This window comes from Rhizobium oryzicola (genome assembly GCF_030504645.1).
Classification (GTDB): domain Bacteria; phylum Pseudomonadota; class Alphaproteobacteria; order Rhizobiales; family Rhizobiaceae; genus Neorhizobium; species Neorhizobium oryzicola.
The window spans coordinates 1322251-1349050 of record NZ_JAUKWQ010000001.1 but is presented as its reverse complement, the minus strand read 5'-3'; the positions used below and the strand labels follow the sequence as shown (position 1 = coordinate 1349050).

28 protein-coding genes and 1 tRNA gene are annotated in these 26800 nt (G+C 59.2%); 10 read left to right on the top strand and 19 right to left on the bottom strand.

Translation table 11 applies throughout. The annotated features are described in order from the left end of the window. Positions 1-77 precede the first annotated feature (77 nt). The 7 genes from Q2T52_RS06710 (at position 78) to Q2T52_RS06680 (ending at position 6894) form a co-directional block, all read left to right on the top strand. Complete coding sequence (locus Q2T52_RS06710; protein WP_302075872.1) at positions 78-1622, top strand: undecaprenyl-phosphate glucose phosphotransferase; 1545 nt, start codon at positions 78-80, stop codon at positions 1620-1622. Beyond that, on the top strand, positions 1619-2869 hold the full coding sequence (locus tag Q2T52_RS06705; protein ID WP_302075871.1) for an O-antigen ligase family protein: 1251 nt from the start codon (positions 1619-1621) through the stop codon (positions 2867-2869). The genes Q2T52_RS06710 and Q2T52_RS06705 overlap by 4 nt, the downstream gene beginning before the upstream one ends. Before the next feature lie 31 nt (positions 2870-2900). Continuing rightward, positions 2901-3194, top strand: a complete 294-nt coding sequence (locus Q2T52_RS06700; RefSeq protein ID WP_302075870.1) for a helix-turn-helix domain-containing protein — start codon at positions 2901-2903, stop codon at positions 3192-3194. 333 nt (positions 3195-3527) lie between these two features. Beyond that, positions 3528-3716 carry a hypothetical protein gene (locus Q2T52_RS06695; RefSeq protein WP_302075869.1) on the top strand — a complete coding sequence of 63 codons (189 nt, stop codon included), beginning with the start codon at positions 3528-3530 and terminating at the stop codon, positions 3714-3716. An 80-nt stretch (positions 3717-3796) separates the two neighbouring features. Continuing rightward, positions 3797-3873 (top strand) — tRNA-Pro (locus Q2T52_RS06690). A gap of 760 nt (positions 3874-4633) precedes the next feature. Then, positions 4634-6586, top strand: a complete 1953-nt coding sequence (locus Q2T52_RS06685; RefSeq protein ID WP_302075868.1) for a methyl-accepting chemotaxis protein — start codon at positions 4634-4636, stop codon at positions 6584-6586. 125 nt (positions 6587-6711) lie between these two features. After that, entirely contained in the window at positions 6712-6894 is a 183-nt protein-coding gene (locus tag Q2T52_RS06680; protein WP_302075867.1) for a hypothetical protein, read from the top strand. Positions 6895-6904: 10 nt separating this feature from the next. Here Q2T52_RS06680 and Q2T52_RS06675 read toward each other — a convergent pair whose 3' ends face one another. From Q2T52_RS06675 to Q2T52_RS06650, 6 genes are all read right to left on the bottom strand, one after another. Next, positions 6905-7441, bottom strand: coding sequence for a MerR family transcriptional regulator (locus Q2T52_RS06675; protein WP_302075866.1), 537 nt, complete (start codon positions 7439-7441; stop codon positions 6905-6907). A 123-nt stretch (positions 7442-7564) separates the two neighbouring features. Then, positions 7565-7903, bottom strand: coding sequence for an integration host factor subunit alpha (locus Q2T52_RS06670; RefSeq protein WP_302075865.1), 339 nt, complete (start codon positions 7901-7903; stop codon positions 7565-7567). Between the two features lie 87 nt (positions 7904-7990). Further along, positions 7991-8962, bottom strand: a complete 972-nt coding sequence (locus tag Q2T52_RS06665) for a beta-ketoacyl-ACP synthase III (RefSeq protein ID WP_302075864.1) — start codon at positions 8960-8962, stop codon at positions 7991-7993. A gap of 20 nt (positions 8963-8982) precedes the next feature. Further along, a complete protein-coding gene (gene plsX, locus Q2T52_RS06660; RefSeq protein WP_302075863.1) occupies positions 8983-10032 on the bottom strand; it encodes a phosphate acyltransferase PlsX in 1050 nt (349 codons plus the stop codon). A gap of 95 nt (positions 10033-10127) precedes the next feature. Further along, positions 10128-10655 carry a YceD family protein gene (locus Q2T52_RS06655; protein WP_302076059.1) on the bottom strand — a complete coding sequence of 176 codons (528 nt, stop codon included), beginning with the start codon at positions 10653-10655 and terminating at the stop codon, positions 10128-10130. Positions 10656-10696: 41 nt separating this feature from the next. Beyond that, positions 10697-11245 carry a ubiquinol-cytochrome C chaperone family protein gene (locus Q2T52_RS06650; RefSeq protein WP_302075862.1) on the bottom strand — a complete coding sequence of 183 codons (549 nt, stop codon included), beginning with the start codon at positions 11243-11245 and terminating at the stop codon, positions 10697-10699. Positions 11246-11486: 241 nt separating this feature from the next. Here Q2T52_RS06650 and Q2T52_RS06645 point away from each other — a divergent pair, with 241 nt between their 5' ends. After that, on the top strand, positions 11487-12008 hold the full coding sequence (locus tag Q2T52_RS06645; protein WP_302075861.1) for an outer membrane protein assembly factor BamE: 522 nt from the start codon (positions 11487-11489) through the stop codon (positions 12006-12008). Positions 12009-12084: 76 nt separating this feature from the next. On the opposite strand, the gene Q2T52_RS06640 is transcribed toward Q2T52_RS06645, so the two are convergent. From Q2T52_RS06640 to ribH, 5 genes are all read right to left on the bottom strand, one after another. Further along, positions 12085-14223: a sodium-translocating pyrophosphatase gene (locus Q2T52_RS06640; protein ID WP_302075860.1), complete on the bottom strand. Its 2139-nt coding sequence runs from the start codon at positions 14221-14223 to the stop codon at positions 12085-12087. Positions 14224-14557: 334 nt separating this feature from the next. After that, positions 14558-15073 (bottom strand): papain-like cysteine protease family protein, encoded by a 516-nt coding sequence (locus Q2T52_RS06635; protein ID WP_302075859.1) that lies wholly within the window; start codon positions 15071-15073, stop codon positions 14558-14560. 225 nt (positions 15074-15298) lie between these two features. Then, positions 15299-16525, bottom strand: a complete 1227-nt coding sequence (locus Q2T52_RS06630; RefSeq protein WP_302075858.1) for an MFS transporter — start codon at positions 16523-16525, stop codon at positions 15299-15301. A gap of 12 nt (positions 16526-16537) precedes the next feature. After that, a complete protein-coding gene (gene nusB / locus Q2T52_RS06625; protein WP_436799493.1) occupies positions 16538-17017 on the bottom strand; it encodes a transcription antitermination factor NusB in 480 nt (159 codons plus the stop codon). A 2-nt stretch (positions 17018-17019) separates the two neighbouring features. Continuing rightward, a complete protein-coding gene (gene ribH / locus Q2T52_RS06620) occupies positions 17020-17475 on the bottom strand; it encodes a 6,7-dimethyl-8-ribityllumazine synthase (protein ID WP_302075857.1) in 456 nt (151 codons plus the stop codon). A gap of 303 nt (positions 17476-17778) precedes the next feature. On the opposite strand from ribH, the gene Q2T52_RS06615 reads away from it, so the two are divergent. Then, positions 17779-18132 (top strand): hypothetical protein, encoded by a 354-nt coding sequence (locus Q2T52_RS06615; protein WP_302075856.1) that lies wholly within the window; start codon positions 17779-17781, stop codon positions 18130-18132. Positions 18133-18178: 46 nt separating this feature from the next. Here the strand turns inward: Q2T52_RS06615 and Q2T52_RS06610 are convergent, their stop codons facing one another. The 8 genes from Q2T52_RS06610 to Q2T52_RS06575 form a co-directional block, all read right to left on the bottom strand. Then, the gene (locus Q2T52_RS06610) at positions 18179-18799 is read right to left on the bottom strand and encodes a riboflavin synthase (protein WP_302075855.1); all 621 of its coding nucleotides are present in this window, start codon (positions 18797-18799) and stop codon (positions 18179-18181) included. Beyond that, the gene (ribD, locus tag Q2T52_RS06605; RefSeq protein WP_302075854.1) at positions 18799-20112 is read right to left on the bottom strand and encodes a bifunctional diaminohydroxyphosphoribosylaminopyrimidine deaminase/5-amino-6-(5-phosphoribosylamino)uracil reductase RibD; all 1314 of its coding nucleotides are present in this window, start codon (positions 20110-20112) and stop codon (positions 18799-18801) included. The genes Q2T52_RS06610 and ribD overlap by 1 nt, the downstream gene beginning before the upstream one ends. A 3-nt stretch (positions 20113-20115) precedes the next feature. Then, positions 20116-20595 (bottom strand): transcriptional regulator NrdR, encoded by a 480-nt coding sequence (gene nrdR / locus Q2T52_RS06600; protein WP_302075853.1) that lies wholly within the window; start codon positions 20593-20595, stop codon positions 20116-20118. A 20-nt stretch (positions 20596-20615) separates the two neighbouring features. Then, complete coding sequence (gene glyA / locus Q2T52_RS06595) at positions 20616-21905, bottom strand: serine hydroxymethyltransferase (RefSeq protein ID WP_302075852.1); 1290 nt, start codon at positions 21903-21905, stop codon at positions 20616-20618. Positions 21906-22047: 142 nt separating this feature from the next. After that, positions 22048-22602, bottom strand: a complete 555-nt coding sequence (locus Q2T52_RS06590; RefSeq protein ID WP_302075851.1) for an NUDIX hydrolase — start codon at positions 22600-22602, stop codon at positions 22048-22050. Between the two features lie 81 nt (positions 22603-22683). Next, a complete protein-coding gene (locus Q2T52_RS06585) occupies positions 22684-24018 on the bottom strand; it encodes a L,D-transpeptidase family protein (protein ID WP_302075850.1) in 1335 nt (444 codons plus the stop codon). 367 nt (positions 24019-24385) lie between these two features. After that, positions 24386-24898 carry a transcriptional regulator LdtR gene (ldtR, locus tag Q2T52_RS06580; protein ID WP_302076057.1) on the bottom strand — a complete coding sequence of 171 codons (513 nt, stop codon included), beginning with the start codon at positions 24896-24898 and terminating at the stop codon, positions 24386-24388. Positions 24899-25131: 233 nt separating this feature from the next. Continuing rightward, complete coding sequence (locus Q2T52_RS06575) at positions 25132-25572, bottom strand: DUF6163 family protein (protein WP_302076056.1); 441 nt, start codon at positions 25570-25572, stop codon at positions 25132-25134. Positions 25573-25721: 149 nt separating this feature from the next. Between Q2T52_RS06575 and hemB the strand changes: the two genes are divergently transcribed. Further along, the gene (gene hemB / locus Q2T52_RS06570; protein WP_302075849.1) at positions 25722-26735 is read left to right on the top strand and encodes a porphobilinogen synthase; all 1014 of its coding nucleotides are present in this window, start codon (positions 25722-25724) and stop codon (positions 26733-26735) included. The last annotated feature ends 65 nt before the right edge of the window (positions 26736-26800 follow it).

Here is a 26800-nt window from a genome sequence, read left to right as displayed (position 1 = left end):
TTAGCATCTTACTGATACGCATCAGCGTGGCGCAGTCGTTTCAGCGATTGCGCAAACTTGCGTTGGGATGCTGCGCCATGACGGAGCCTGCAAAAAGGGACGAACTGGACGTCGAACGCCTTCGGCGTCAGGTTGCGGATATCGGTGAAGCGAGGACCGCCTCTGCGGAACCTGCGCCCGAGTTGAACGCGTTCGCCCGCCAGATCGCGGAGCACTATCGCGACAGCAGCTATTCGCCCGCGCTCCTGATCGGCCAATTCCGCCTGCTTGAATTCGTCCTCTGTTTCACACTTGGCCTGCTGGTCAACTGGGTGGCGGGCGTTCTGGCAGCGCATGTCATCTACGCAACCCTGGCGATCGCCATCGGCTCAGCGCTGACCATCATCAGCCTTCAGGTGGCAGATGCCTACCAGATCCCCTCGCTACGCGCCGCTGCCCGCAGCAGCCGAAGCGTGTTGACGGCGTGGTCGTTCGGTTTTGCCGCGATGATTTTCCAGCTCGTGCTCGTCCAACCGCATCTCGGCCTGTGGGCCTCTCTCGGCTGGTATCTGTTCGGTGGCGGTATGCTGCTGCTTGTCCGGCAGTTCATTGCCTTTGGTATCCGCAACTGGGCACGCGACGGCACCATGGAGCGCCGCGCGGTGATCGTCGGCGGCGGTGCGCCCGCCAAGGAACTGGTGCGCGCACTGGAAGGACAATCCGACAACGACATCCGCATTTGCGGCATCTTCGATGACCGCGGCAGCGCGCGCTCGCCAGATGTCGTGGCCGGCTACCCGAAGCTCGGCACCTTTGCCGAACTGGTCGAATTTGCACGGCTCGCCCGCATCGATATGCTCATCATCGCTTTGCCGGCGAGCGCTGAACAACGCATCCTCCAGCTCTTGAAGAAGCTTTGGGTGCTGCCGGTCGATATCCGTCTCGCCGCCCACTCCACACGGCTGCGCTTTCGCCCACGCGCCTATTCCCATGTCGGCGCCGTGCCGATGCTCGACATCTTCGACAAGCCGATCCGCGACTGGGATTCCGTGGCCAAGCGCATCTTCGATATCGTCTTCTCGGTGCTGGCACTGGCCGTCTTCTGGCCAGTGATGATTGCCGCTGCGATTGCGGTGAAGGCCACCTCGAAAGGTCCGGTGCTCTTCGTGCAGAAGCGGCACGGCTTCAACAACGAGATCATCAACGTCCTGAAATTCCGCTCGATGTATACCGAGCAGAGCGATCCCACGGCCAAGAAGGCGGTGACCAAGAACGACCCGCGCGTGACCCCTGTGGGTCGATTCCTGCGCAAATCCTCGCTGGATGAGCTGCCGCAGCTTTTCAACGTCTTGAAGGGCGATCTCTCACTGGTGGGCCCCCGCCCCCACGCAGTCCACGCGCAGACTGGCGAACGCAAATATGTCGATGTGGTCGAGAGCTATTTTGCGCGCCATCGCGTCAAACCCGGCGTCACCGGCTGGGCACAGATCAACGGCCTGCGCGGCGAGTTGGACAGCGATGAGAAGATCCGCAAACGCACGGCCTATGACCTCGACTATATAGAGAACTGGTCGCTGCTGCTCGATCTCAAAATCCTCTTCCTGACGCCGATACGCCTGCTGAACACGGAGAACGCCTATTGAGCGCCGTCGTCCAGATCGGCTCGCGACAGGTCAACACGCACCTGGCGGCGCTGCGCCTCATCGGTTCGGGGCTGGTTGCGTTCGGCGTTTTCCTCTCAGGCTTCGTCCCTGCGGAACCGGCCCCCTATGAACTGTTCATGGCAGGCCAGGTGGCAATCTGGTTTCTGCTCGGCCTGAAGATCTCGCGCAGCGTTGCTCCGATCCTGATCCTTTTTCTGCTGTTCAATACCGGCGGGCTGTTCTCGATGACGGTCATGAAGGACATCACCGGTGCGCCGATGTACTTCGCCGTCTCCACCTTTCTCGCCCTGACATCGGTCTTCTATGCCGCCATCATCGAAGACGATCAAAGGCGCTTGTCGCTGATCTTCAAGGCCTGGGCTTTTGCGGCTGTCCTCACCTCGATCCTCGGCATTCTCGGCTATTTCCACGCCTTTCCGGGCGCGCAGGTCTTCACACGCTACGACCGCGCCATGGGCGCTTTCCAGGACCCGAACGTCTTCGGCCCATACCTCGTAGCACCGACGCTTTACCTGATGTACCGGCTGTTGAGCGCGCCGCTCACCCGTGCGTGGCTCTATGCGCCGGGCATCATGATCCTCACTCTCGGGGTCTTCCTGTCCTTCTCGCGTGCTGCCTGGGGCTTGTTTGCTTTCTGCGTTTTCGCACTGATCGTCGTGATGCTGTTGAAGGAGCGCACGGCCGCCTTCCGGATGAAGATCTTCACGCTCTCCATTGCCGCACTGGTCCTGCTGATCATCGCGATCGGCGGCGCTTTGCAGTCGAAAAAGGTGGATGACCTCTTCCTGAATCGCGCCAAGCTCGTGCAATCCTATGACGGGGCGAGACTTGGCCGTTTCGAGCGACACAAGATCGGCTTCCTGATGGCGATGGAACGCCCGCTCGGGCTTGGCCCCATGGTGCTGGGCAAGATGTTCGGCGAGGACGAGCACAATATGTGGCTGAAATCGCTGACCACTTATGGATGGCTCGGCTTTGTTTGCTACCTCACCCTGCTATGGACGACGGTAGCACTGGGCTTTCGCCACCTGCTACGGGAAAGGCCATGGCAGCCCTACCTCATGATCGCGTGGATCGTCCTCATCGGCCATGCCGGCATCGGCAACGTCATCGACCTCGATCACTGGCGGCACATGTATTTGCTCTACGGCATTCTGTGGGGCTGTTTCGCCCTCGAGCAGCGCTACCAGATGAAACTGCGCCGGACCCAAGTGCTCCCCTCTTGATATCGCGGCAGCTTGTTCCAGATCATTCTGCATGATTACGACAGAACAACTGCGTGCCGCCCGGGCCGCCCTGAACCTCTCCATTGATGATGTCGCAACACGCTGCGGCGTCGCGGCCGATGTCATTGTTTCCGCCGAACAAGGACCATCCGGCACAGGTGGCAGCACAATCGAAAGGCTGCGAGCCTTTTACGAGTCGCTCGGCGTCACCTTTCTGGCAGCCGGACAGGATGGCTCAGGCCTTGGCGCCGGCATCCGCTTGCGAACGAGCAGCCATGACGAGGGGCTGAGACCACAGGACCTGACGTCGGAAGACGTCGACTGACGGATTTGCACTTAAAGGATTGCTTACCACCCCTCAATAGGCACGGTGGATTATGTGCGCATATCCTCATATTCTCTGAAGCAGAGGAGAATCATCGGGAGGACAATCTCACACGGGGTTGCAAGCGCGCGGCGACTGATCGCCGTTGCATGCCGCACAGTTGGGAGGCTTTGCGGGATATTACGATCACAGAACATGAGTGGCGAAGGCTTATGAGATTGCTCTCATGGGCACGATAAAATTTGCTCTTAATAAACTATATCAAAGCAGGATTTCCTGGGAACCATAAGGCGGGCACAGCATTCATCTGCGGATAAGCCAACGGGGACATTGATGAGCGAATATCTTGATGCACAGCAGCTGGAAGAAGCAAAAATCAGGAAAGTGTGGAGCGTTTCGGATTTTGTCCGCCGCTATCGACTGGATCCGATTGAGGAAAATCGCCTGACGAAACTGCTGGGACCCTTTGCCTCCGAGCAGGAACTGCTCATGAACGCACGACGTTCTCCGCAATTCCGCTAGCTTGTTCACCCCCCTCCACTTTTGGGCTTGCGCCTTGCACGGCAAGTCAGTATGGAGGGAACGCTTCTTACGAAGCAGGTCGGGGCGTAGCGCAGCCCGGTAGCGCACTTGACTGGGGGTCAAGGGGTCGCTGGTTCAAGTCCAGTCGCCCCGACCATTTATCCCCTTGAAGTCTCAGTCAAAAATCGAAAACCCCAAAATTTGCGGCAAGCCGAGCGGCATAAGTGGCGCCGCTGTACGTCCGTTTTCACATTTGACATTTCCTACGGATTGCGGAGCCTGCCAATCTTCGTACGCCGAGCCTCCAGGCTCTCAATCCGAACGCTGATCGGCTTTTGCGCCCAGTGCTCTTGTTGTTTTACGCAGGCACTATAGTTCTGTAATCCCAGCCTCCAAACTCCGTGGGTACAGAAGCAGCAGGTGCTTATTGCGATGCTATTGCAACTGGATGGAACAGGCCGGATCAGGCACGTCACGCTCAGAGGTTCCGACATACTTTTCCGACAGCACTGAAAGTGTAGTGCCAGTATCGCCGGAGGCGTCTGGCTCAATCCGGATCCATTGGTTGTTTAAGGCGATCGGCTCGGCACATCCGCGCACCTTGGTTGGCTTGCAGTTGAGAAAATTCGATCACACAATCAAAAACACAGCGCATCAATATAAAATTAGATATTTCCAGTCTTATATTAAGCAACTCAGGCGATATTCAATCTATAGTTTCATTATAAAATCCATGCAATCTGAAGTTACGCACAGAACAGGCGATATTGCCAAATTGTAATACTTCGCAAAGATTCACATGCAAAATATGGCCTGCCAATAATTAGATCTTTATTCGATTTTTATTTGCATACTAGAAACCTGTGAACGCTAACATTTGCACAGATCAATTATCACGCAGGAATGTTGGGGTTTATATGAGACACATTCATATTGCCGGTAAAGTAGTCTGTATCATGGCCATGTTCGGGCTCTTCAGCCTGTGTGTTGCCATCTATTCCGGATATCAGATCAAGAGTATTGACGGCGGCTATCGCGGCTTGCTCGCAAGAGAAGCCGATGCCGCGATCTTCCTTTCGCGCTCCACACGCTTCATCCAGGGCGCGCGCGCCGCAATCGGCGATCTTCTGATGGCCGTCGATCCGCAGGTCAATGATGCTGCCAAAAGGGAACTCGATGACGCTCGAAAGCAGTTCTCTTCTTATATGGATCTTGCTATTGCGGCGCTGCCGGAACGCAGCGATGTACCGCAGTTGAAGGCGACCGCCTTGCAATCGATCGACACGACGTGCCGGCCAAGCATCGATGCAGGCTATGCGGCAAATGATGCCCCTGCGATCCTCGCAGCTCAGCAGATGTACCTGAAGGACTGCAAGCCAGCGCTTGATTCGATTGCCCCTCGTCTTTCCAAACTTGTTCAGGAGATGAATGAGGCCAACAAAAATCGTCAGGGCGTTCTGGCAGCGGTGTCACACACCACTGTTCTGATGACGGTTGGTGCCGTGATTATTGGCTCCATCCTCGTTACCCTGTTCGGCTTTGCTCTGACGAAAAGCTGGATTGTCGCTCCGATCCGCAAGCTATCAGCCACGATGGGACACATTGCCGACGGCAAGCTCGAAATCTCCGTCGAGGGAGCCGATCGCCGCGATGAAGTGGGCACGATGGCCAAGGCCGTCGAGGTATTCAAAAACAACGGACTGAGGGCACGTGCCCTGGAGGAAGAAGCCGAGAGCAACCGCAGCATGACGGAGGCAGAGCGAGCCCGCGTCGCAGCGGTCGATTCCAAGCGTGCAGCGGATATGGCTGAAGCGACATCCGGACTGGCAGAAGGTCTGAAGCAACTTGCCGATGGCAATCTCGGCGTTCAGTTGACGCGCCCCTTCGCCTCCGACTTCGAAGGCTTGCGAAACGACTTCAACCTGGCTGTCGCTCAGTTGCGGGATACCTTGTCATCCGTCGCCGAGGCCACCCGAATGATCGATGGCGGTTCGCGCGAACTTTCCTCTAGCGCAAACGATCTTTCCAAGCGCACGGAACAGCAGGCCGCAGCACTGGAAGAAACTGCTGCTGCCCTGGACGAGATTACAGTCAACGTCACCAATGCTGCCAAGCGGACGGAGGAGGCGAGAGCTGTTGCTATCGAAGCGAACCAGTCTGCGCAGAAGTCGGAAACCGTTGTTGCCAGTGCCGTCAATGCCATGGAACGGATCGAAGCTTCCTCCAGCCAGATCTCCAACATCATCGGCGTCATCGACGAGATCGCCTTCCAGACAAACCTTCTCGCCCTGAACGCCGGCGTCGAAGCCGCACGCGCTGGCGAAGCCGGCAAGGGCTTTGCCGTTGTTGCCCAGGAAGTGCGCGAGCTTGCCCAGCGCTCAGCCCAGGCAGCCAAGGAAATCAAGGATCTCATCCGGGCATCGGCCGACGAGGTGGAAAGCGGCGTGAAGCTGGTGACCGCCACCGGTGAGGCTCTCAAGATGATTGGCGGCTATGTGATCGCCATCAATGGCCAGCTGGATGCGATCGCCACTTCGGCCCGCGAACAGTCGGTCGGCCTCTCCGAGGTCAACACGGCTGTCAACCAGATGGACCAGACGACCCAGCAGAACGCCGCCATGGTGGAAGAAGCAACCGCCGCCAGCACAACACTCGCCGGTGAAGCAGACAAGCTTCGCCAGCTGGTGGGGCGTTTCCAGTTGAACACATCGCAAGGCAGCAGCAGCTTTGCCGGTGCGTCGGCTTCGATGCCCGGCCAAGCGACGATGCTCTCTGCTCCCCCCTCACCTGCCCGCAAGCTTGTGAACAAAGTGGCGCAGGCAATGAGCGGCGGCAGCCGTGGGGGACGCGACAACTGGGAAGAGTTTTAAGATCCAGTTCATTGTCGCGCTAAAACAGGGGCCGGTGGAGCGATCTGCCGGCCTTTTCTCGTGAGGTTGGAACACAAACACCGATCGATGGTTCCGCGTTCATCAGCCTTCGGAGAAGACAGGTCATGGCAGATACCGTGAATCACGAGGACAAATCCGATAATCCCGACGAGGTTCCTGCCGGCATGCCCGCCTCAGGCGAAAATGCCTGCCGTCACTGCGGCGGTAGCGGCAAGATCGGCACGGACCCATGCCCGGAATGCAACGGAACCGGCATCGTTGTGACCCCGATCGGCGGTGCGGGATAACCGCGCTCGACTATCGCACCTGATCGAGCAGACGCTTGCATTCCAAGAGATCAAAAAGCGCCTCCTGCAGAAGCGCGCGGTCTTCCTTGCCGACCGAGCTTTTGCCGATCGAAATCTCAGGCGTGTCGTCATCCGACCCGCCGCCGAAACCAAAGAAGCGACCGCTGGGCTTTGCCTTGGGCCGCCCGACGATCTGATCCTCGTCAGATACTCCGACCTTCGGTTCCAATGTTTTTTCGCTGTTGGCAGCGACAATCGCTTCCATGGTCGCCACGTCGCCAGATGCGACAGCTGACACGAATCGGTTGCCGTTGGTTTTCAGAAGCTTCTGAACGCCCTTGATTGTATAGCCATGATCGTAAAGCAGATGCCGGATGCCCTTCAGCAGGTCCACGTCCTCGGGGCGATAGTATCGGCGGCCGCCGCCACGCTTCATCGGCTTGATCTGCGGAAAACGGGTTTCCCAGAAGCGCAGGACGTGCTGGGGAAGATCGAGATCGTCAGCGACTTCGCTGATCGTGCGGAATGCATCCGGGCTTTTCTCCACGGCACCTCTCCCTCGAAACGGCTGCGGCAACAGGCAGAATCAATGCGATTCCGCCTGTACGATTTCAGCCGTTTGCGCGGCTCTATTCAAGTGACTTGAGAAAGCGTGAACAGGAGAAACCTGTCAGGCTGCAGGGCTTGCCGGCTTTTGCTTGGCCTTGCGCAGCAGATGCGATTTGAGGATGCGCTGCTTCAGCACGTTGGACGCCTTGAAGGTCATGACCTTGCGGGGAGAGATCGGAACCTCCTCGCCGGTCTTCGGATTGCGACCTATGCGCTCATTCTTGGCACGCACCTGAAATGTGGCAAATGAGGAGAGCTTGACCGTTTCACCGCGAACAATCGCGTTGCAGATCTCGTCGATCACGGTTTCCACCAACTCAGCCGATTCCGTTCTCGAAAGCCCGACTTTGCGGAAAACCGATTCCGCCAAATCTGCACGTGTCACCGTCTTGCCGCCCATGACCCCGTCCGTCTTAAGTTATATTTATCAATGCTGTCGAACACTAAGTCCCTTGCCGTTCAGGGTCAAGCGCCTCGCGGCACCTGATTACCAGCGCAAGAGAACCGCGCCCCAGGTGAAGCCGCCGCCCATGGCTTCCAGCATCACCAGATCGCCCTGCTTGATGCGTCCGTCACCCGCTGCAACCGAGAGTGCAAGCGGGATCGAAGCAGCAGACGTATTGCCGTGCAAATCCACCGTCACCACAACTTTATCGATGTTGATGCCGAGTTTCTTGGCGGATCCGTCGATGATGCGGCGGTTGGCCTGATGCGGCACCAGCCAATCGAGATCATCCGCCGTGGTTCCCGTGGCCTCGAACGCAGCCTCGATGACGTCGGTGATCATGCCGACGGCATGCTTGAAAACTTCACGGCCTTCCATGCGCAGATGGCCGACAGTGCCCGTCGAGGAAGGTCCGCCGTCCACGTAGAGCTTGTCCTTGTGCGCGCCGTCCGAACGCAGATGCGACGTCAGCACGCCACGATCCGCGACGGTGCCCTCGCCTTCCGCTGCTTCCAGAACCAGCGCGCCGGCGCCGTCACCGAACAGCACGCAGGTTGTGCGGTCGGTCCAGTCCAGAATGCGGGAGAAGGTTTCCGCGCCGATCACCAGCGCACGTTTGGCCAGACCCGCACGCAGATGGGCGTCAGCCGTTGCCATGGCATAGACAAAGCCGGTGCAGACCGCCTGCACGTCGAAAGCATAACCATGTGTCATGCCGAGGCGGTGCTGGATGTTCACCGCCGTCGCCGGGAAGGTATTGTCGGGCGTCGAGGTCGCAACGATGACGAGGTCGATGTCGGCGGGCGTCAGACCGGCGCGCTCCAGAGCAGCGCGCGCTGCCTGCTCACCCAGCGAAGCGGTTGTTTCCCCCTCGCCTGCGATATAGCGCTGACGGATGCCGGTGCGCTGCACGATCCACTCGTCAGAGGTCTCGACAAGGCTTTCCATTTCCTTGTTCGTGACCACCCGCTTGGGCAGCGCCGCCCCGAAACCGCGTACTACTGAACGGATCATTCTGTTTCCAAACCCTGTGCTCACGCCGCTTCTTCTGGGCCTGCAGGTGGCAGGCGGCGTGCGTGGTATGCTTTCAAATCCTGCTCGATCTTCTCGTTCAGCGCATTGCGCACCATGTCGTAGCCAACATCGATGGCTGCCGCATAGCCCTCGGCATCCGTGCCGCCATGGCTCTTGATGACGATGCCGTTCAGACCGAGGAACACGCCGCCATTGACCTTGCGCGGGTCCATCTTCTCCCGCAGCATGTCAAAGGCGCCCTTGGCAAAGAGATAGCCGATCTTGGCCATCAACGTGCGCGACATGGCAGAGCGAAGAAGTTCGGCCATCTGCTTGGCCGTGCCTTCGGCAGTCTTCAGCGCGATATTGCCGGTGAAGCCTTCGGTCACCACGACATCAACGACGCCGCGCCCGATATCATCACCCTCGACGAAGCCGTGATAGGAAATCGTCGGCAGGTTCGATTCGCGGATCAGCCGCCCGGCCTCGCGCACCTCTTCCTGCCCCTTCACCTCTTCAACGCCAACGTTCAGAAGGCCGACCGTCGGACGGTCGATCTCGAACAACGAGCGGGCCATGGCACCGCCCATCAGCGCAAAATCCATCAGCTGCTGCGCATCGGCTCCGATGGTGGCACCGATATCGAGAACAATGCTTTCGCCTCGCAGCGTCGGCCAGATGCCGGCAATGGCAGGCCGCTCGATATTGGCCATGGTGCGCAGACAGAATTTCGCCATCGCCATCAGCGCACCGGTATTACCAGCGGAAACGGCGACATCGGCCTCATTCGTCTTCACCGCCTCAATGGCGCGCCACATGCTGGAGACGTATCGGCCGCGGCGGAGCGCGGCACTCGGCTTTTCATCCATTCCGACCGCCACTTCGCAGTCGTGAAAAACCGATTTTGCCTGAAGCTTCGGGTATTTCGCCAGCAGCGGCTCACACACGCTCTTCTGGCCGAACAGTAGAAAAGTTACGTCCGGGTGCCGCTCGAGAGCGAGTGCTGCGCCAGGAATGACGACGGCGGGACCGAAATCGCCACCCATGGCATCGAGAGAAATCCTGATCACGCGTTCCTGGTCCTTCTGTCCCGCACTCGGCGAAATCGCGGCCAAAATACTGGTTCTGCCGCCGCATACAATGCATTACTGACCAATTGCAAATTCTATTCCTTGCTTTTCCAGTCCTTCAGGACGGCAAAGGGGTTGGGCTTACCTTTTTCCGGCGTATCATCCGTTTCGATATGATCGGCAAATTCGACGCCAGCCTTGCGAGGATAGGGATCGATAGACAAGGCCGCAAACTCAGCCACTACGGCACCCGCATCAACGCTGTCGCCGGTGAATGTTTCGGGCAGATCAGGACCGTCCGGATCAAGAACCATTTCGGCGGTTTCGCCCTGCATGGAAAGCCGCGCCAACTTCGACCCTTCAGGCACGAAGATCTGCTCGAAGCTTTCTTCGATCTCCGATTCGATCGGATCGAGCGTGACCACGCAGGCCTGCACGATCTTTGCCTTCAGAGTGCCCTTCAGGCGGATACCATCCTTCTTCCAGCGGGCGATCTGCATATCGGACACCAGCGATTCGACGGAAACAACCTTCCAGAGCTCAGCAAGCCCTGCCCGCTCCCTCTCGTCTGCCTCCACATGCACGGTGACGGCGTTGGCCGAAACATGACCAACCTTGACCATATAGGAAAATGGCGGCTTCTCGCCGCGTTCATCAATCGTCTTCACTGGGTCCTCGCTTCGCCGGGGTGCGGCATCTGCAGGGTGCCGCGCGCGATGTCGTCTTCCGGCACCTCAGCCAATGCGGCCTCGGCTTCGATCATCCAGCGCGCCAGGCCCGTCATATCGGGGGCCTCCGTCGCGCCGGGGTGAATATTTCGTTGGAGCGCCTCGGCCAGCATTGCGTTGTCGGCCGTATCCAGCGCCTTGCCATAGGATTCGACGCGGCCATAAAACATGCCGGCCAATTTCTTCATGCGCTTCGGCACACTCTGATCGCCGACGCCCAGTTCGCGGATGGAATGATCGACATCCTCGAAAAAAGCATCGATGATTTCCTGCGCAAGCTCCTGGCCGCTGACACCGGATCTTGCCGTGCGGCGGAAAAACAGGATCATGACGGCCGAGATCATTTCGAACCGCCCCATCACCGTATCCGGCACGCCAAGATCGCTATAGAAAAACGGAACACGAGCAGCCGAGGTCAGCGCAGCATACTGCCGTTCGACAATCACCCTGTTTCGATTTTTCTTTCCGAATAGTCCGAAGATCATGAATGAGCGCACATCTAGGGTCAAAGCGCGCCAATCCGGACGCCACCTTGTTGCATGGAAACGAAAGCTGGTTTACCGAAGCAGGCACGAATTGCAATGCCGTTCCGGCGTCGAGGGTAAAAGCCCGAAGACAAATGCGGGAATTGACATGTTGCACCGGCAAGTATTCGCGGAATAGCCACAATGCTATCGCAGCAGGGGCAAAGCCGGGTGGCGGGATGGAACACATGAGGACAGGGTGTTGAAAACGCGCGTGTTTGGGTCTGAATTGAATTTGGCTTCAAAGGCTGCAGTCGCGCTGGTCGTGGGTTGCCTTGGTTTGACAGGCTGCACCAGCATGGGGCAGACGATCTATAACGGCTATGTCCTCGACAAGGACTCCCTCGACCTCATTCCGGAAGGATCGAGCCGCGAGCAGGTTCTGCTCAGCATGGGCACGCCTTCGACCACGGCCACTTTCGATGGCGAAGTCTTCTACTACATTTCGCAGAAGCGCCAGCGCCCCGTTGCGTTCATGAAGCCCAAGCTGGTCGAGCAGACGATCGTTGCGGTCTACTTCAACAAAGAAGGCGTTGTCACGCGGCGTGCGCAGTACACCCTCCAGGATGGCAAGGTGTTTGACATGGTCACCCGCACGACGCCGACAGGCGGCCGCGACCTGACCTTCCTGCAGCAGCTCCTTTCCGGTGGCACCGGCGCCAATAGCGGTGGTGCGGCAACCATGCGCAGCATGCTGGGCGGCAACGGCAACAAGGGCTTCTAAGCCCTTAACAACGACCGAGCTTGCCAGAACGAATCAGCCCGCGACGCCATCAGGCATCGCGGGCTTTGTTTTGTGCTCAATGTGCCAGGATCGCCAGCAACAGCAGGGCCACGATATTGGTGATCTTGATCGCCGGGTTGACGGCCGGACCCGCCGTATCCTTGTAAGGATCACCCACCGTATCGCCGGTGACGGACGCCTTGTGGGCGTCGGAACCCTTGAAGTGCTTCTGGCCGTCCTTGTCGACAAAGCCATCCTCGAAGCTCTTCTTGGCATTGTCCCAGGCGCCGCCCCCTGAGGTCATGGAGATCGCCACGAACAACCCGTTGACGATGACGCCGAGCAGAGAGGCACCAAGCGCCGCAAAGGCGGAAGCCTTGGAGCCGGAAATGAGCAGAACGCCGAAATAGACAACGATCGGCGCCAGTACCGGCAGAAGCGAAGGCACGATCATCTCGCGGATGGCTGCCTTGGTCAGGATATCGACGGCGCGGCCATAATCCGGCTTTTCCGAACCCTGCATAATGCCCGGACGATTGCGAAACTGAGCGCGTACCTCTTCAACGATCGAACCGGCTGCACGTCCGACCGCGGTCATGGCCATGCCGCCGAAGAGGTACGGAATGAGGCCGCCGAAGATCAGGCCCGCCACCACGTAAGGATTGGCGAGGCTGAAGGAGATTTCGCCGATATTGGTGAAGTAAGGATACTTCTGCCCGTTGGCTGCAAAGTAGGTGAGGTCATTGGCATAGGCGGCGAACAGCACCAGTGCACCCAGGCCTGCCGAACCGATGGCGTAGCCCTTGGTGACCGCCTTGGTGGTATTGCCCACCGCATCCAGCGCGTCAGTGGATTTGCGCACCTCCGGCGGCAGGCCTGACATTTCCGCAATGCCGCCAGCATTATCGGTGACCGGGCCGAAAGCATCAAGCGCCACGATCATGCCGGCGAGACCCAGCATGGCGGTGACCGCAATGCCGGTGCCGTAAAGGCCGCCGAGCTGGTAGGTGGTAATGATGCCGCCGACGATGACGATCGCCGGCAGAGCCGTGGATTCCAGCGACACAGCCAGACCCTGGATGACGTTGGTGCCATGCCCGGTAACGGAAGCCTGGGCGATGGAATTGACCGGCCGCTTGTTGGTGCCGGTGTAGTATTCGGTGATGACGACGATCAGCGCCGTCACCACAAGGCCAAGGATGCCGCAGAAGAACAGCTTGGCCCCGGTGATCGTCAGTCCGTTGACCGTCCCGATTGAGCCCCAGCCGATGGTGAGCGAAGTGGCAAGACCAAGTCCGATGATCGAGAGAACACCGGTCGCGATCAAGCCCTTGTAGAGTGCGCCCATGATCGAACCATTCGTCCCGAGTTTGACGAAGAAGGTGCCGACGATGGAGGTGATGATGCAGGCCCCGCAGATGGCCAGAGGATAGACCATGATGCTGGCAAGCTGCGGCGCGGCGGCGAAAAAGATGGCGCCAAGCACCATCGTCGCAACAACCGACACTGCATAGGTTTCAAAGAGGTCGGCCGCCATGCCGGCGCAGTCACCGACATTGTCGCCGACATTGTCGGCAATCGTTGCCGGGTTGCGCGGGTCATCCTCCGGGATACCGGCTTCCACCTTGCCGACGAGGTCGCCACCGACGTCGGCACCCTTGGTGAAGATGCCGCCGCCGAGACGGGCGAAAATGGAGATCAGCGACGCTCCGAAGCCGAGTGCCACCAGCGCGTCGATCACCTCGCGGGAACCGGCGCCATGGCCAAGGCCATAGACGAGAATCGCGTAATAGATGGAGACACCAAGCAGAGCGAGACCCGCCACCAGCATGCCGGTGATGGCACCGGATTTGAAAGCGATATCAAGGCCAGCAGCAAGGCTTTGCGATGAGGCCTGGGCGGTGCGCACATTGGCGCGCACGGAGACATGCATGCCGATGAAGCCCGCGGCACCGGAGAGAACCGCCCCGGTGACGAAACCAATGGCGGCGAGCCCCGAAAGCAGCAGCCATGTTCCCACCGTGACAACGGCGCCGACGATCGCAATCGTCATGTATTGGCGCGTGAGATAAGCCTGCGCGCCTTCCCGGATATATCCGGCGATTTCCTGCATACGCTGATTGCCTTGGTCTGCAGCAAGCACCGCTCGCGTGGCCCATGCGGCATACACGACCGATAACAGGCCGCAGACGATCACACCCAGTATCACTGTCATATGATGGTTCCTCTCCCAAACTGCCGCGCAATCATTGCATCGGCTGACGCGACGGGATTCCCCTCCCAAGGAATATGAGCCATCGCGCAACCGGGAGATTGCGGTCAGCATAACATGGCGTCAAGGGTATCTCTGGGGAAGCTGATGTCTTTAGCAAGAGCTCATGCCTGCGGCGAGTTGTGCCGCAGGGAGTCTGACCGGAAAAGAAATCCTCATCCGGTCAGATGAAGCACGACTTGGACAATCATGCTTCACGGCAAAGGGGCTGGAGCGCCTAACTTCATCACCGCCCGCGCCTTGGAAAGACGCTCCAGCCTCGCCCGATCAACTGCGGCTACTGGAAAAGAATGGCCACGTTGATCGATGAAAGAGCGATTGCCGCTTGGGCATTGCCCGTTTCGTAAGGATCACGTGCATAAAGCGTCTTGCCATCCTCTGAGCAGCCGTAGACGACATAGTAGTGGACGTCGTTTCCCACCACGAAGACACGGTTATTTGCGATCTCTTCGAGGACCTTTTCCGGCGTCAGATTCTGTACGAAGTGGCCTCCTGTTGCATCTTGGTTGAAGCTGTTCCATTCGCGGCGCACCAGCTGGACGATGTGGCTCTTGTCATTGCCACCACCATTTTCCAGCAGTTTATTCTCTTCATCGAAAGAGAGTGCTTGGACCCATTTAAGCTGCAGGTCTAGATCCGCCTGCGCTCGCGCCTCGGTGGCGCTGCGGGCAATGTCGTATTGGCTCAGCGAAGGCTTTTTGTAGTAAGCCCTGATCATCACCTCGGCTGCGGCAAAGCACCAACTTGATGTCTCCTGGAGGACAAGTTTCGGAGGACTTTTCACGCTTTTCATAGAGTTGTTCCTTTGGTTGCGGGCGGAAGATGAACAGGCACAATGATGATCGTGCCTGTCCGCTCTCATCCTGAACGGGACGCGCTCAGGATAATTGCAACTCCAGGTAAATTTCTTTTGCAGGCAAAATTATGACGTTTACACACATCGAATTGCCATCAAAGATTGCATTCGATTGTATGGGACGATGACGGGTGAGGCTTCAAGCCCTCTCGGGACCGAGAATCAGGCCGTCGCCACCTTTCGATTGCGCAGGATCAGCAGTGCAATCAGGGCGAGGCAGAGGATCGCGACCGGCCAGATGAAGAGATTCATGAAGGACCAGCCGTAACTGGTGAACACCTTGCCAGAGGAAAAGGACGAGAGCGCTACAAGCCCGAACAGGCAGATATCGTGGAAGCCCTGCACCTTGTCCGCCTCGTGCGGGCGATAGGTCGAGGCGACAATCGAGGTGGAGCCGATGAAGCCGAAATTCCAGCCAATGCCGAGCAGCACGAGCGCGCCCCAGAAATTCCAGAGCTCGATCCCCATATGCGCCACCACGGCGCAGGCCATCAGCGTGACGAGCCCCATGGCCACCACGCGTTCCGCGCCGAACCGGGCGATCATCGAACCGGTGATGAAGCTTGGCCCGAACATGGCCAGCACGTGCCACTGGATGCCGAGCGTCGCAAGTTCAGTCGGGAAACCGCAGCCGATTACCATGGCAAGCGGCGCACCGGTCATCACGAAGGTCATCAGCGCGTAGGTACCGATGCCGCAGATCATGCCCGTGGCGAAGCGCTGCGTTGCGACAATCTGACGCAGGGGTCGAGCGGGCTCAGCCTGGGCGGAGTGGGCGGTTTGTGCCGGCAAGCGCAGAAAGGTCAGGATAGCAAGTGCCGTGATGGCCAGAGGCAGCAATGCCAGAAAAGTTCCGGCAAAGGTGACGGGCGCTAGCAGATCCTTGGCCCAGATGGCCAACTGCGGCCCGATGATGGCTGAAACAATGCCCGCACCCAGGATCCAGGAAATCGCCTTTGGCTTGTAGAAAGACGGCGAGGCGTCTGCCGCCGCAAAACGGATCTTCTGCGTGAAGCCACCGCCGGTGCCGATCAGCATCAGGGCCAGCGCGAACAGCCAGAAGCTGCCGCGAAACAGTGCGATGGCGGCAAGGAGCCCACCCGTCGCGCAGATGACGGCGCCGGTCATGAAGGCGCCCTGGCGGCCAAGCTTGCGGGAGGCAATGGCGATGCCGACAGCGCCGAGAGCGGTACCGATATTGAAACCCGTGACGGGAAGCGTGGCGAGGGATTTATCGGAACCAAGCAACTGATAGCCCGCCAGCGAACCGACGGAGATGCTTAAAGGCGCCGCAGCGCCCAGAAAGGCCTGGGCCGCCGCCAGCAGAAACACGTTGCGCTTTGCGGACTGGAGATGTCCTTGAATGCTCTCGTCCGCAATCGCGCTCATCTGTTCCGCCCGTTACTTCTTCTGTTCGCCCCGGACTTGCTTGGCAATACGGTCCAGAACGGCATTGACGATCTTCGGCTCTTCCTCTTCGAAGAAGGCCCGCGCAATCTCCACATATTCGGTCACGATAACAGCAACCGGCACATCCTTGCGCTCCAGCACTTCGAAAGTGCCGGCGCGGAGAATGGCGCGCAGGGTAGAATCGAGTCGCGACAGCGGCCAGCTTTCCTGGAGTGCTGCGCGAATGACCGGATCGATCTTGGTCTGGTCACGCACCACGCCCGAAACGATCGACCGGAACCAGGACGGATCGGCCTTGAGGTAGGTATCGCCATCCAATTCCTGGCCAAGGCGATGCTGCTCGTATTCCGCAACGACTTCCAGAACGCCGGTGCCACCGATATCCATCTGATAAAGCGCCTGTACGGCGGCAAGACGGGCGGCACCACGCTGGTTGGCCGGCTTCACCGGCTGCTGTAGATCCTTGGACATGATCAGGCGCCCAGTTTCTCGCGAAGGGCGATCATGGAAAGCGCTGCGCGGGCTGCAAAGCCGCCCTTGTCCTTCTCGCTCTTTTTCACGCGCGCCCAGGCTTGCTCGTCATTCTCGACGGTCATGATGCCGTTGCCGATAGCAAGCGATTCCGACACCGCCAGATCCATGATGGCGCGTGAGGATTCGTTGGCGACGATATCGAAGTGATAGGTCTCACCGCGAATGACCATGCCAAGCGCCACGAAGCCGTCATAGTTCACGCCACCCTGCTCTGCCGCATCGAGCGCCATGGCGATCGCCGGCGGAATCTCGAGAGCGCCCGGAACAGTGATGACGTCATAGGTCGCGCCCGCTTCCTCCAGGGCCGAGGTCGCGCCGTCGAGCAGCGCATCGGACATGTCATCATAGAAACGTGCTTCAACGATGAGGAGGTGGGGCTTCGAAGAATCGGTCATGGGTCGTCCTGACGGCAATAGTGCGCGTGAGCTGTTGGGAATCTGCGCGGTCAAACCACGACGCGGGCGGCTTGGCAAGTGATTTTACGGACAAGCCGCCGGGATGGAGCGAAACTCTCCCTTGCGTGGAGTGCATGATGCCACTTTAGGGCCTCGTGATCTATGGAGGCAAACAGAGGAATCTGTCGAAGATTTAAGGAAATATGACAGGCTGTTGAGTTGGAAGTGATCGATAACAGAGCGACCCTATTCCTGTCCCTCGGGGCGTAAACCTTGATGGACATTTCCATGGAGGAGAAAACCATGAACCGCTTTGTCACATCATCCCTTGGCGCGATCTTCCTGACGGCTGCCCTGGCGGGCACCAGCCACGCGGCAATGCCGTCTTCATCAATGTCGCCGGTCGATCGAGCGCTTGCGGCCGATCACAATCCACGCTTCGTCATTGAGACGCTGGATGAAATCGAGAAGCACGACATGAAATCAGACTATCTCGGCTCTCTTTCACCATCGAGCCCCGAGGCGCGGGGATTGCAGACGGCAATCGCCGAGAACAAGGTTCTGCGCAAGGAGCTGCTTTCGCAGGACGTGGATCTCAAGAACCTGATCTACGCGGATGAAGCCGATGACGGTAGCTTCATCCTGTATATGCGTTAAAGCGGCCGCCATAATCGAGGCGCCCGGCGAGGAAGCCGGGCGCTTTTTACGCCGGTCTGCTCACCGGAAATTCGGCCAGACGCGCCGCATAGCGTGCCATGGTGTCAACCTCGAAGTTCACGAAATCGCCCGCCTTGCGCTCGCCCCAGGTGGTGACTTCAAGCGTATGGCGGATGAGCAGCACATCGAAATCCGTACCGTTGACCGCATTGACCGTCAGCGAGGTACCATCCAGACCGACGGAGCCCTTGGGCGCCACGAAACGAGCAAGCTCTTCCAGCGCGCGCAGACGGATGCGCACCGCTTCGCCTTCCGACTCGATGGAGAGAATTTCCGCCTTGCCATCGACATGGCCGGAAACGATATGGCCGCCCAGCTCGTCGCCAATCTTCAGCGCGCGCTCCAGATTGATGCGGGTGCCGACCTGCCAGCCGGAAATCGTCGTTAGGCGCAGCGCCTCTTCCCAGGCTTCCACCTCAAACCAGCGCTGGTTGGAGCTTTCGTCCGGCAGCCGCGTGACGGTGAGGCACACGCCGGAATGGGCGATGGAGGCGCCAATCGCGATCGTCTTCGGATCATAGGCCGTCTCGACGCGCAGGCGAATGCCTTCATCCAGCGGCGTGAGTTCTGCAACCGAGCCAACATCCGTGACAATACCGGTAAACATCAGAAGGGCCTTTCATAAACGAAGCAGCGGTCCGGGCCGAAATTGGCGGTTTCCACCAATGAGAATTCTTGTGGCATATCGGCGCGCGTGATGGGTGATTCAAGACCACGCTTGCCGATCACCACATCGCTCTCGAACAGCGTGATGCGATCGACCAGCCCGGCTTCCAGGAACGCGTTCGCCACCTTGGCCCCGCCTTCCACCATGAGGTTGGAGATGCCCTTATCCGCCAACTGTGTCAGCAGGTCTGAGAGCGTTGGCGCTTCAAGGATTTCAACGCCGGCGGCGGTAAGAGCGCCGCGGCGGTTATCGAGAGCTTTCTCCCGGACAACACCCCCCTCTGCCCTGCCGGGCATCTCCCCCACACGGGGGGAGATCGGCAGAACGGCACCCGCAGCGTTTCCGAGAAATCTCGATGCCACATTCTGAGAGGTGCTGAGCGTATGTATCATCGCCTCTTGGTCTACGGTGCCATGAGGCTGAACGGTTACATCCTTGATCTCCCCCCCTTTGGGGGAGATGCCCGGCAGGGCAGAGGGGGGTGAAGGTTCACCATTATGCCCTTGCCCAGAAACAACAATCACCGGCACAGCGCCCGCACTCTTGACCAGACGGCTCTCCACCGGCAGCCGCAGGTCATGGTCGAGAACAATGCGGATAGGCGAACGTTCTTCCAGGCCCGGCAGCCGCACCGTCAATTCCGGGTCATCGGCCAGCACTGTACCGATGCCCACCAGAATGCCATCGCTTTCCGCGCGGATGCGATGCACCTGCTCGCGCGCCGCGGCGCCGGTGATCGCGACTTCCTCGCCCGGACGGCCCAGCATGCCGTCAGCGGAAACCGCAAGCTTGAGAGTCACATAGGGCCGCTTGTTGATCTGCCGCATCAGGTAACCGGAGAGCTGGCGGCGACCTTCCGGTTCCATCAATCCGGTTTCGACCACGATGCCTGCATCACGCAAGATGCCATAACCGCGGCCGCTGACCCGCGGATCGGGATCGTTGACGGCAACGACGACGCGCGCCACGCCCGCTTCCACTAGAGCATTGGCACAGGGTGGTGTCTTGCCCCAATGGGAGCAAGGCTCCAGCGTGACGTAGGCGGTGGCTCCCCTCGCCTGCTCGCCAGCCAGCGCCAGCGCCTGCGCTTCCGCGTGCGGCCGCCCGCCGGGCGCCGTCACGGCCTCAGCAATGATCTCGCCATCCTTGACGATCAGGCAGCCGACGGCGGGGTTGGTGGCGGTGAAACCGAGATTGCGGCGAGCAAGGCTCAGCGCCTCGGCCATGAACCGCCGATCATCGGCCTCGCTCATGGATCAGGACTCCGCTGTTGAGTCGCGCCCGATCTTGGCGGTGATTTCCGTGATGATCTTCTCAAAGTCTTCCGCATGGGAGAAATCGCGGTAGACCGAGGCATAGCGCACGAAAGCCACATCATCGAGGCTCTTCAGCGCCTCCAGCACCTGCAGGCCGATCTGCTCCGAGGAGATTTCGCTTTCGCCCGAGCTTTCCAGGCGTCGCACAATGCCGGAAACGGCCCGCTCGATGCGGTCGGCATCGACCGGGCGTTTGCGCAGTGCGATCTGGAAGGACCGCACCAGCTTGTTGCGATCGAAGGGAACCTTGCGACCTGTCTTCTTCACCACCATCAGCTCGCGCAGTTGCACGCGCTCGAACGTGGTGAAGCGACCTCCGCAATCCGGGCAGATGCGCCGCCGGCGGATGGAGGTGAAATCCTCCGCCGGACGCGAGTCCTTGACCTGCGTGTCTTCGGAGCCGCAATAGGGGCAGCGCATCGAACCCTGATCCTCTTCTCTTACATGTAGGGGTACATGGGGAAGCGATCGGTCAGACCGACGACCTTGTCGCGTACCGCTGCTTCCACCGCCGCATTGCCTTCATCAGAATTGGCGACCTTCAGGCCGTCGAGAACTTCGGCGATCAGGTTACCGATTTCGATGAATTCCGCTTCCTTGAAGCCGCGCGTGGTACCGGCCGGCGTGCCGAGGCGAACACCAGACGTGACGAACGGCTTTTCAGGATCGAACGGAATACCGTTCTTGTTGCAGGTGATGTAGGCGCGGCCAAGGGCTGCTTCCGCACGCTTGCCGGTCGCGTTCTTCTTGCGCAGGTCGACCAGCATCAGGTGGTTGTCGGTACCGCCAGAGACGATGTCGAGGTTATGCTTGATCAGCGTATCGGCAAGCGCCTTGGCGTTCTTGACGATCTGCGCTGCATAATCCTTGAACTCCGGCTGCAGGGCTTCGCCGAGAGCGACAGCCTTGGCGGCGATAACGTGCATCAGCGGGCCGCCCTGAAGACCAGGGAAGACTGCGGAGTTGAACTTCTTCGCCAGATCCTCTTCGTTTGTGAGGATCATGCCGCCGCGCGGGCCGCGGAGCGACTTGTGCGTGGTGGTGGTGGCCACGTGGCAGTGCGGGAACGGCGACGGGTGTACGCCACCAGCAACGAGACCAGCGATATGGGCCATATCGACCATCAGGTAGGCGCCGACCGAATCGGCGATCTCGCGGAAACGCTTCCAGTCCCAGATGCGGGAATAGGCAGTGCCGCCGGCGATGATCAGCTTCGGCTTGTGCTCTTCCGCCTTACGAGCCACTTCGTCCATGTCGAGCTGGTGGTCGTCTTCGCGGACACCGTAGGAGACGACGTTGAACCACTTGCCCGACATGTTGACCGGCGAACCGTGAGTCAAATGGCCCCCGGAGTTGAGATCAAGACCCATGAAGGTGTCGCCCGGCTGCAGCAGCGCGAGGAAGACGGCCTGGTTCATCTGCGAACCGGAGTTCGGCTGGACGTTGGCAAAGTTGACGCCGAACAGCTTCTTGGCGCGCTCGATAGCGAGCTCTTCCGCAATATCGACGAACTGGCAACCACCATAATAACGCTTACCCGGATAACCCTCGGCGTACTTGTTGGTCATGATCGAACCCTGCGCTTCGAGAACGGCGCGCGACACGATATTTTCCGAGGCAATCAGCTCGATCTCGTGGCGTTGGCGACCCAGTTCCTTCTCGATCGCGCCAAAGATTTCCGGATCGGTTTCAGCAAGCGGACGGGAGAAGAATGCATCTCGATGCGACATAAGGGGCTCCTCAAGAAATGATGCGTTGGCGTCTTAGCGGTCTGCCGGTGCAAGGGCAATATGCGGAGCGACATTTGAGCGATGTCGCAACGACGCAAGTACGATTCTCAGCCTTTACGGATCATCGGCGGGCGGATTTGCCTCACCGGAAGCCTCCAGCCGCCAAGGCTTGGTAGAGGCCGGCGACATGCATGGCCTGACCGATCTCGCCCCGCTGCATCAGCGAGACGATGTCGTCCACAGACACAAGCGTGACGGACATCCCCTCCTCCCCCGCCTCAAGATCCGGCGCACGATCCAGCACGGCATCGCGTGCGAGGAAGGTGTGGACACGGTTCGTGCTGCTGGCGGGATTGGGATAGAGCGACGATACGAGCGTCACCTCGCCATCGACGCGGTAGCCGGTTTCCTCCAGCAGTTCGCGAATAGCAGCCGTGGCAAGATCCTGATCTTCGGGATCGGCGCAGCCGCCGGGAAGCTCCGTTACCCAGCTCTGGACCGCATGGCGGTATTGCCGGACCAGAACGATCTTTCGGTCCTGCGTGACGGCAACCACATTCACCCATTCCGGATAGGACAGCACGTAATAGGGCGCGACCTCGCGGCCGGAGGGCGTCAGGCAGTCATCGGCCCGCAGATCGATCCAGCGATCTTTGATCAGTGGCTTCGACGCCAGGATCTTCCAATTTTCTTCCACGTTTGTCCCCTCGCCACCCCAATGCTCTGAAATGCAAATGGCCACCCGAAGGTGGCCATGCAGCTTTGTTTTGCTCGCAGCTTAGTTGCGCGGCAGGAAATCGTCGTCGATCGCGCCGGCATTCTGCTCGACGCCGGTCTTGGTCTGCAGCGCCAGTTCCTGGGCGCCGTCCATCTGATAGATGTCGTCGCGGAACTGCACCACGCCATCCTTGGCCGACCAGGAGCTGATGTAGACGAAGTACACAGGTACTTCCTGGGCCAGCTTGATCGGGTTGTTCTGGCGCGAAGCAATGACGCGCTCAATCTCCTGGCGCGACCACGGCGGCGTATCGCGCAGCAGCCAGGTGACGAGATCGCGCACGTTCTGGACGCGCACGCAACCGGAGGATTCAAACCGCATGAGCTTGTTGAACAGGCCCTGCTGCGGCGTGTCGTGCATGTACTCGCCGTTCTTGTTGTAGAAGTTGATCTTGGTGGATGCCATGGCGTTGATCTTGCCGGGGTCCTGACGGAACATCAGGTTCGGCGCCTTGGGCGCGTTCCAGTCCACCGTTTCCGGCGCCACTTCCTGGCCCTTGCCGTCGAACAGGCGGATGTTGTTGCGCGTGAGGTAAGTCGGGTCCTTGCGCATCAGCGGCACGATGTCCTTCTCGACAATTGAGCGGGGTGCCGTCCAGTAAGGATTGAGGATGACTTCGTAGATCTTCGAGTTGACCAGGTGGGTCTGGCGTTCGATGCGGCCAACGACGGCCGTATTGCGCAACACGACGCGCTCGTTTTCGACAGCCTCTACGGAGGCAGCCGGGATGTTCACCATCACATGGCGCACACCCAGATCGCCGGACATGGACTGTACGCGAACGAGGTTGGTCTGCAGCTGCATCAGGCGCGTCTGAGCGGGGATGTTCATCGCCTTCAGCGTGAACTCGCCCAGCACGCCGTCAACCGGCAGGCCGTGACGAGCCTGGAAGCGCTTCACCGCACCATCGACGTAAGAGTCAAAGGAATCGGACATGCCGACATTGCGCGGCAGGTCGCCGGAAATCATCAGGCGCTGACGCAGCTGCTGCACAGCCGGGCCGGACGCGCCGATGCGCATGCCATACTGTTGAACCTGAACGGTCGGCCAGCCGCCATTTGCAACGATACCCTGATACTGGGCGATCGCCTGCTGGATATAGGCCGGGGAATTGGGGCCAAGAACCGGGTTGTTCGAGATGACGTTGACAGCGGTGCGAGCGGCAGCGTTGGCATCAAACTGATCATCCCACGCGCCACGACGCGGCGCCGCGATCATATCCTGCAATGCGTCCTGCGCCAGCGCCGGAGCGGCAAGACCAGCGGCGCCCAGCGTCAGAGCCGATCTGAGAAGTTTGCGGCGGGAGATAAGGTCGCATTCGATCTTGTTCGACATCATTCGATCCAGGTAATCCATGCAAAAGCTATAATGTGCCTACATGGATATGGTTAAAAAAGCGTCGTAGGGCGCCCCAAAGCAAGATCTTGTATGTCCAAGGCCCGCGGATGGTCCCACAACCATATATGGCGGGTCCCATAGCAATATGGCCAATTCTTGTCAGCACCTTGGACACTCACGTGCGCGTGTAGAGACGTGACAATTCTGCCGCGATGCAGCATGGCAACAGTAACTCTTCTTCAACGCGCGAAAACCGGATGCGCAGGGAACGCACCCGGTTTCGATCGCGACTGGAGGGAACTTCAAAGTCAGCAGCGATGAGGGTCTGGTGGATCAGAGCCTTCACCTCTCTGAAGCTGGAGGCTTAGAGGCGGTAGAGGATCTGGTCGTTCCAGAAACGGTCGAGGCGCTGGAGCAGCTTGTTCATCTGGTTGAACTCGCCTTCGCCGATACCGCCGACCTTCTCGATGGAGCCGATGTGGCGCTCATAGAGCTTGGCGACGACTTCCGCGATTTCCTGGCCGGACTTGGTCAGGCTGATGCGGACCGAGCGACGATCGATGCGCGAACGCTGGTGATTGATGAAGCCGAGATCGACCAGCTTCTTCACGTTGTAGGATACGTTGGAGCCGAGGTAGTAACCACGCGAACGCAGTTCACCGGCAGTCAGCTCCGAATTGCCAATGTTGAACAGAAGAAGGGCCTGGACCGCGTTAACATCGTCACGACCCTGACGGTCGAACTCGTCCTTGATGACATCGAGCAGGCGGCGATGCAGACGCTCCACCAGATGGAGCGATTCCATGTAAAGGCCGCGGATGGTTTCGTCATGGCTATCGGCTGCAGCAGTTGCCTGCGGCTTGATCTTGGTATTCAACATTGTCTGCCTCACTGTTTTGTTTGGCGGTGTTTGTTTCTTCCCGCCTTGTGAGTGACACTATCGAAAGCGCATAAAATTCGACTTAAAACACACGGCTAACAGCTGCTTAACAGCGATGGCTCCGATGGCTGCCCCCTTGGCGCCACATTAGCAACCGAGAAAAACATCCTATTTCTTCAATCCGTTAGCAGGATTTCCACAGGGGAAAAACGGTCTTCAACCCTTGAGAATCAAGGTAAATCAACCCTTACCCGCTCGTCCATCTTGCGCTTTTCCTCCAGCCAAATGGCCAGCCGGAACACCACATAGAGGCTTGCGACGAAGATATGCATGATCTGCAGCAGGACGTTGTTGCCGAAAATCTCAGGCCATCCCTGAAACATCGCCAGCTGGCTGCCGGCAGCGATCACCCATAACACCGGCCCCCAGGAAACTGTGAGCCACAGGCCGAGAGAGGCAACGGGATAAACGACGGCCAGAGCCGAGGCTGCGACGCGCCATGGGAAGTTCAAAAGGTCAAAGCGACCACGCCCTTCGAAGGAGTAGCCGACGACCATGCCCCAATATTGCAGGCCGAACCAAAGGCAGCTGATCGCCACGCCTCTCAGGAAGATGACGAACAGGATATCGAGAAGACTGCGTTTCGGCGTGGCGTGTGAATCAGGTTCCATGGCGGCGGAAGATAGCGATTTTTGCGCCTCGTCGCCAGCACCAGCGCCACGCATGGCTGCATTGCGCAGTGCTGCGGCACTGTGGTCATTCGCATAGCGCGCATCAGATGCTATGTGAGCCTTAACAGAAATTGCAATCGAGGCGCCCCATGACCGACAAGACCCATCTCGTGGACGAGATCACTGGCGGAAGGCGCATGCGCCGCAATCGCAAGGCCGACTGGACGCGCCGTCTGGTGCAGGAAAATCGGTTGACCGTGGATGATCTCATCTGGCCGATCTTCATCGTGCCCGGCAGCGGCATCGTCGATCCGATCAAGGCCATGCCCGGCGTCAACCGCATGAGCGTGGACAAGGCCGTGGAAGCACTCAAGGAAGCCGCAGACCTCGGCATCCCCGCTGTCGCCCCCTTCCCTGATATCGAAATGGACAAGCGCGACCCGACAGGCTCAGAGATCCTCTCACGCGACAATCTGATCAACCAGTTTACCCGCGCAGTCAAAAAGTCCGTGCCCAATCTCGGCGTCATCACCGATGTAGCACTCGACCCCTTCACCAGCCACGGCCATGACGGTATCCTGCGCGACGGCATCATCGTCAACGACGAGACGGTGGATCAGGTGGCGCGCGCCGCCGTACTGCAGGCGGATGCGGGGGCAGACATTATCGCTCCCTCCGAAATGATGGATGGCCGCATCGGCGCCATCCGCCGTGCACTGGATGCGGCGGGCCACCAGGATGTCGGCATCATGTCCTATGCGACGAAGTTTTCATCAGGCTTCTACGGCCCCTATCGCGAAGCGATCAACACGGGTGGCCTGCTGAAGGGCGACAAGAACAGCTATTACATCAACCCGGCCAACGGCACGGAAGCCATTCGCGATGCGGCGCTTGATGTGGAAGAAGGCGCCGACATGCTGATGGTAAAGCCGGGCCTTGCCTATCTCGACATCTGTTGGCGCATGAAGGAGGCGTTTGGCCTGCCGACCTTCGCCTATCAGGTTTCCGGCGAATACACGCAGATCAAGGCAGCCGCCATGAACGGCTGGATCGATGGCGACCGCATCATGATGGAGACGCTGCTCTGCTTCAAGCGCGCCGGCTGCGACGGCATCCTGACCTATTTTGCCGTGGAAGCGGCAAGGAAGCTTCAAGGACGATAAATGACTGAAGCAACCCGGCGTGCCGCGTCTGGTTGCTCTATTGTGAAATCCCCGCCTCGCTCCCA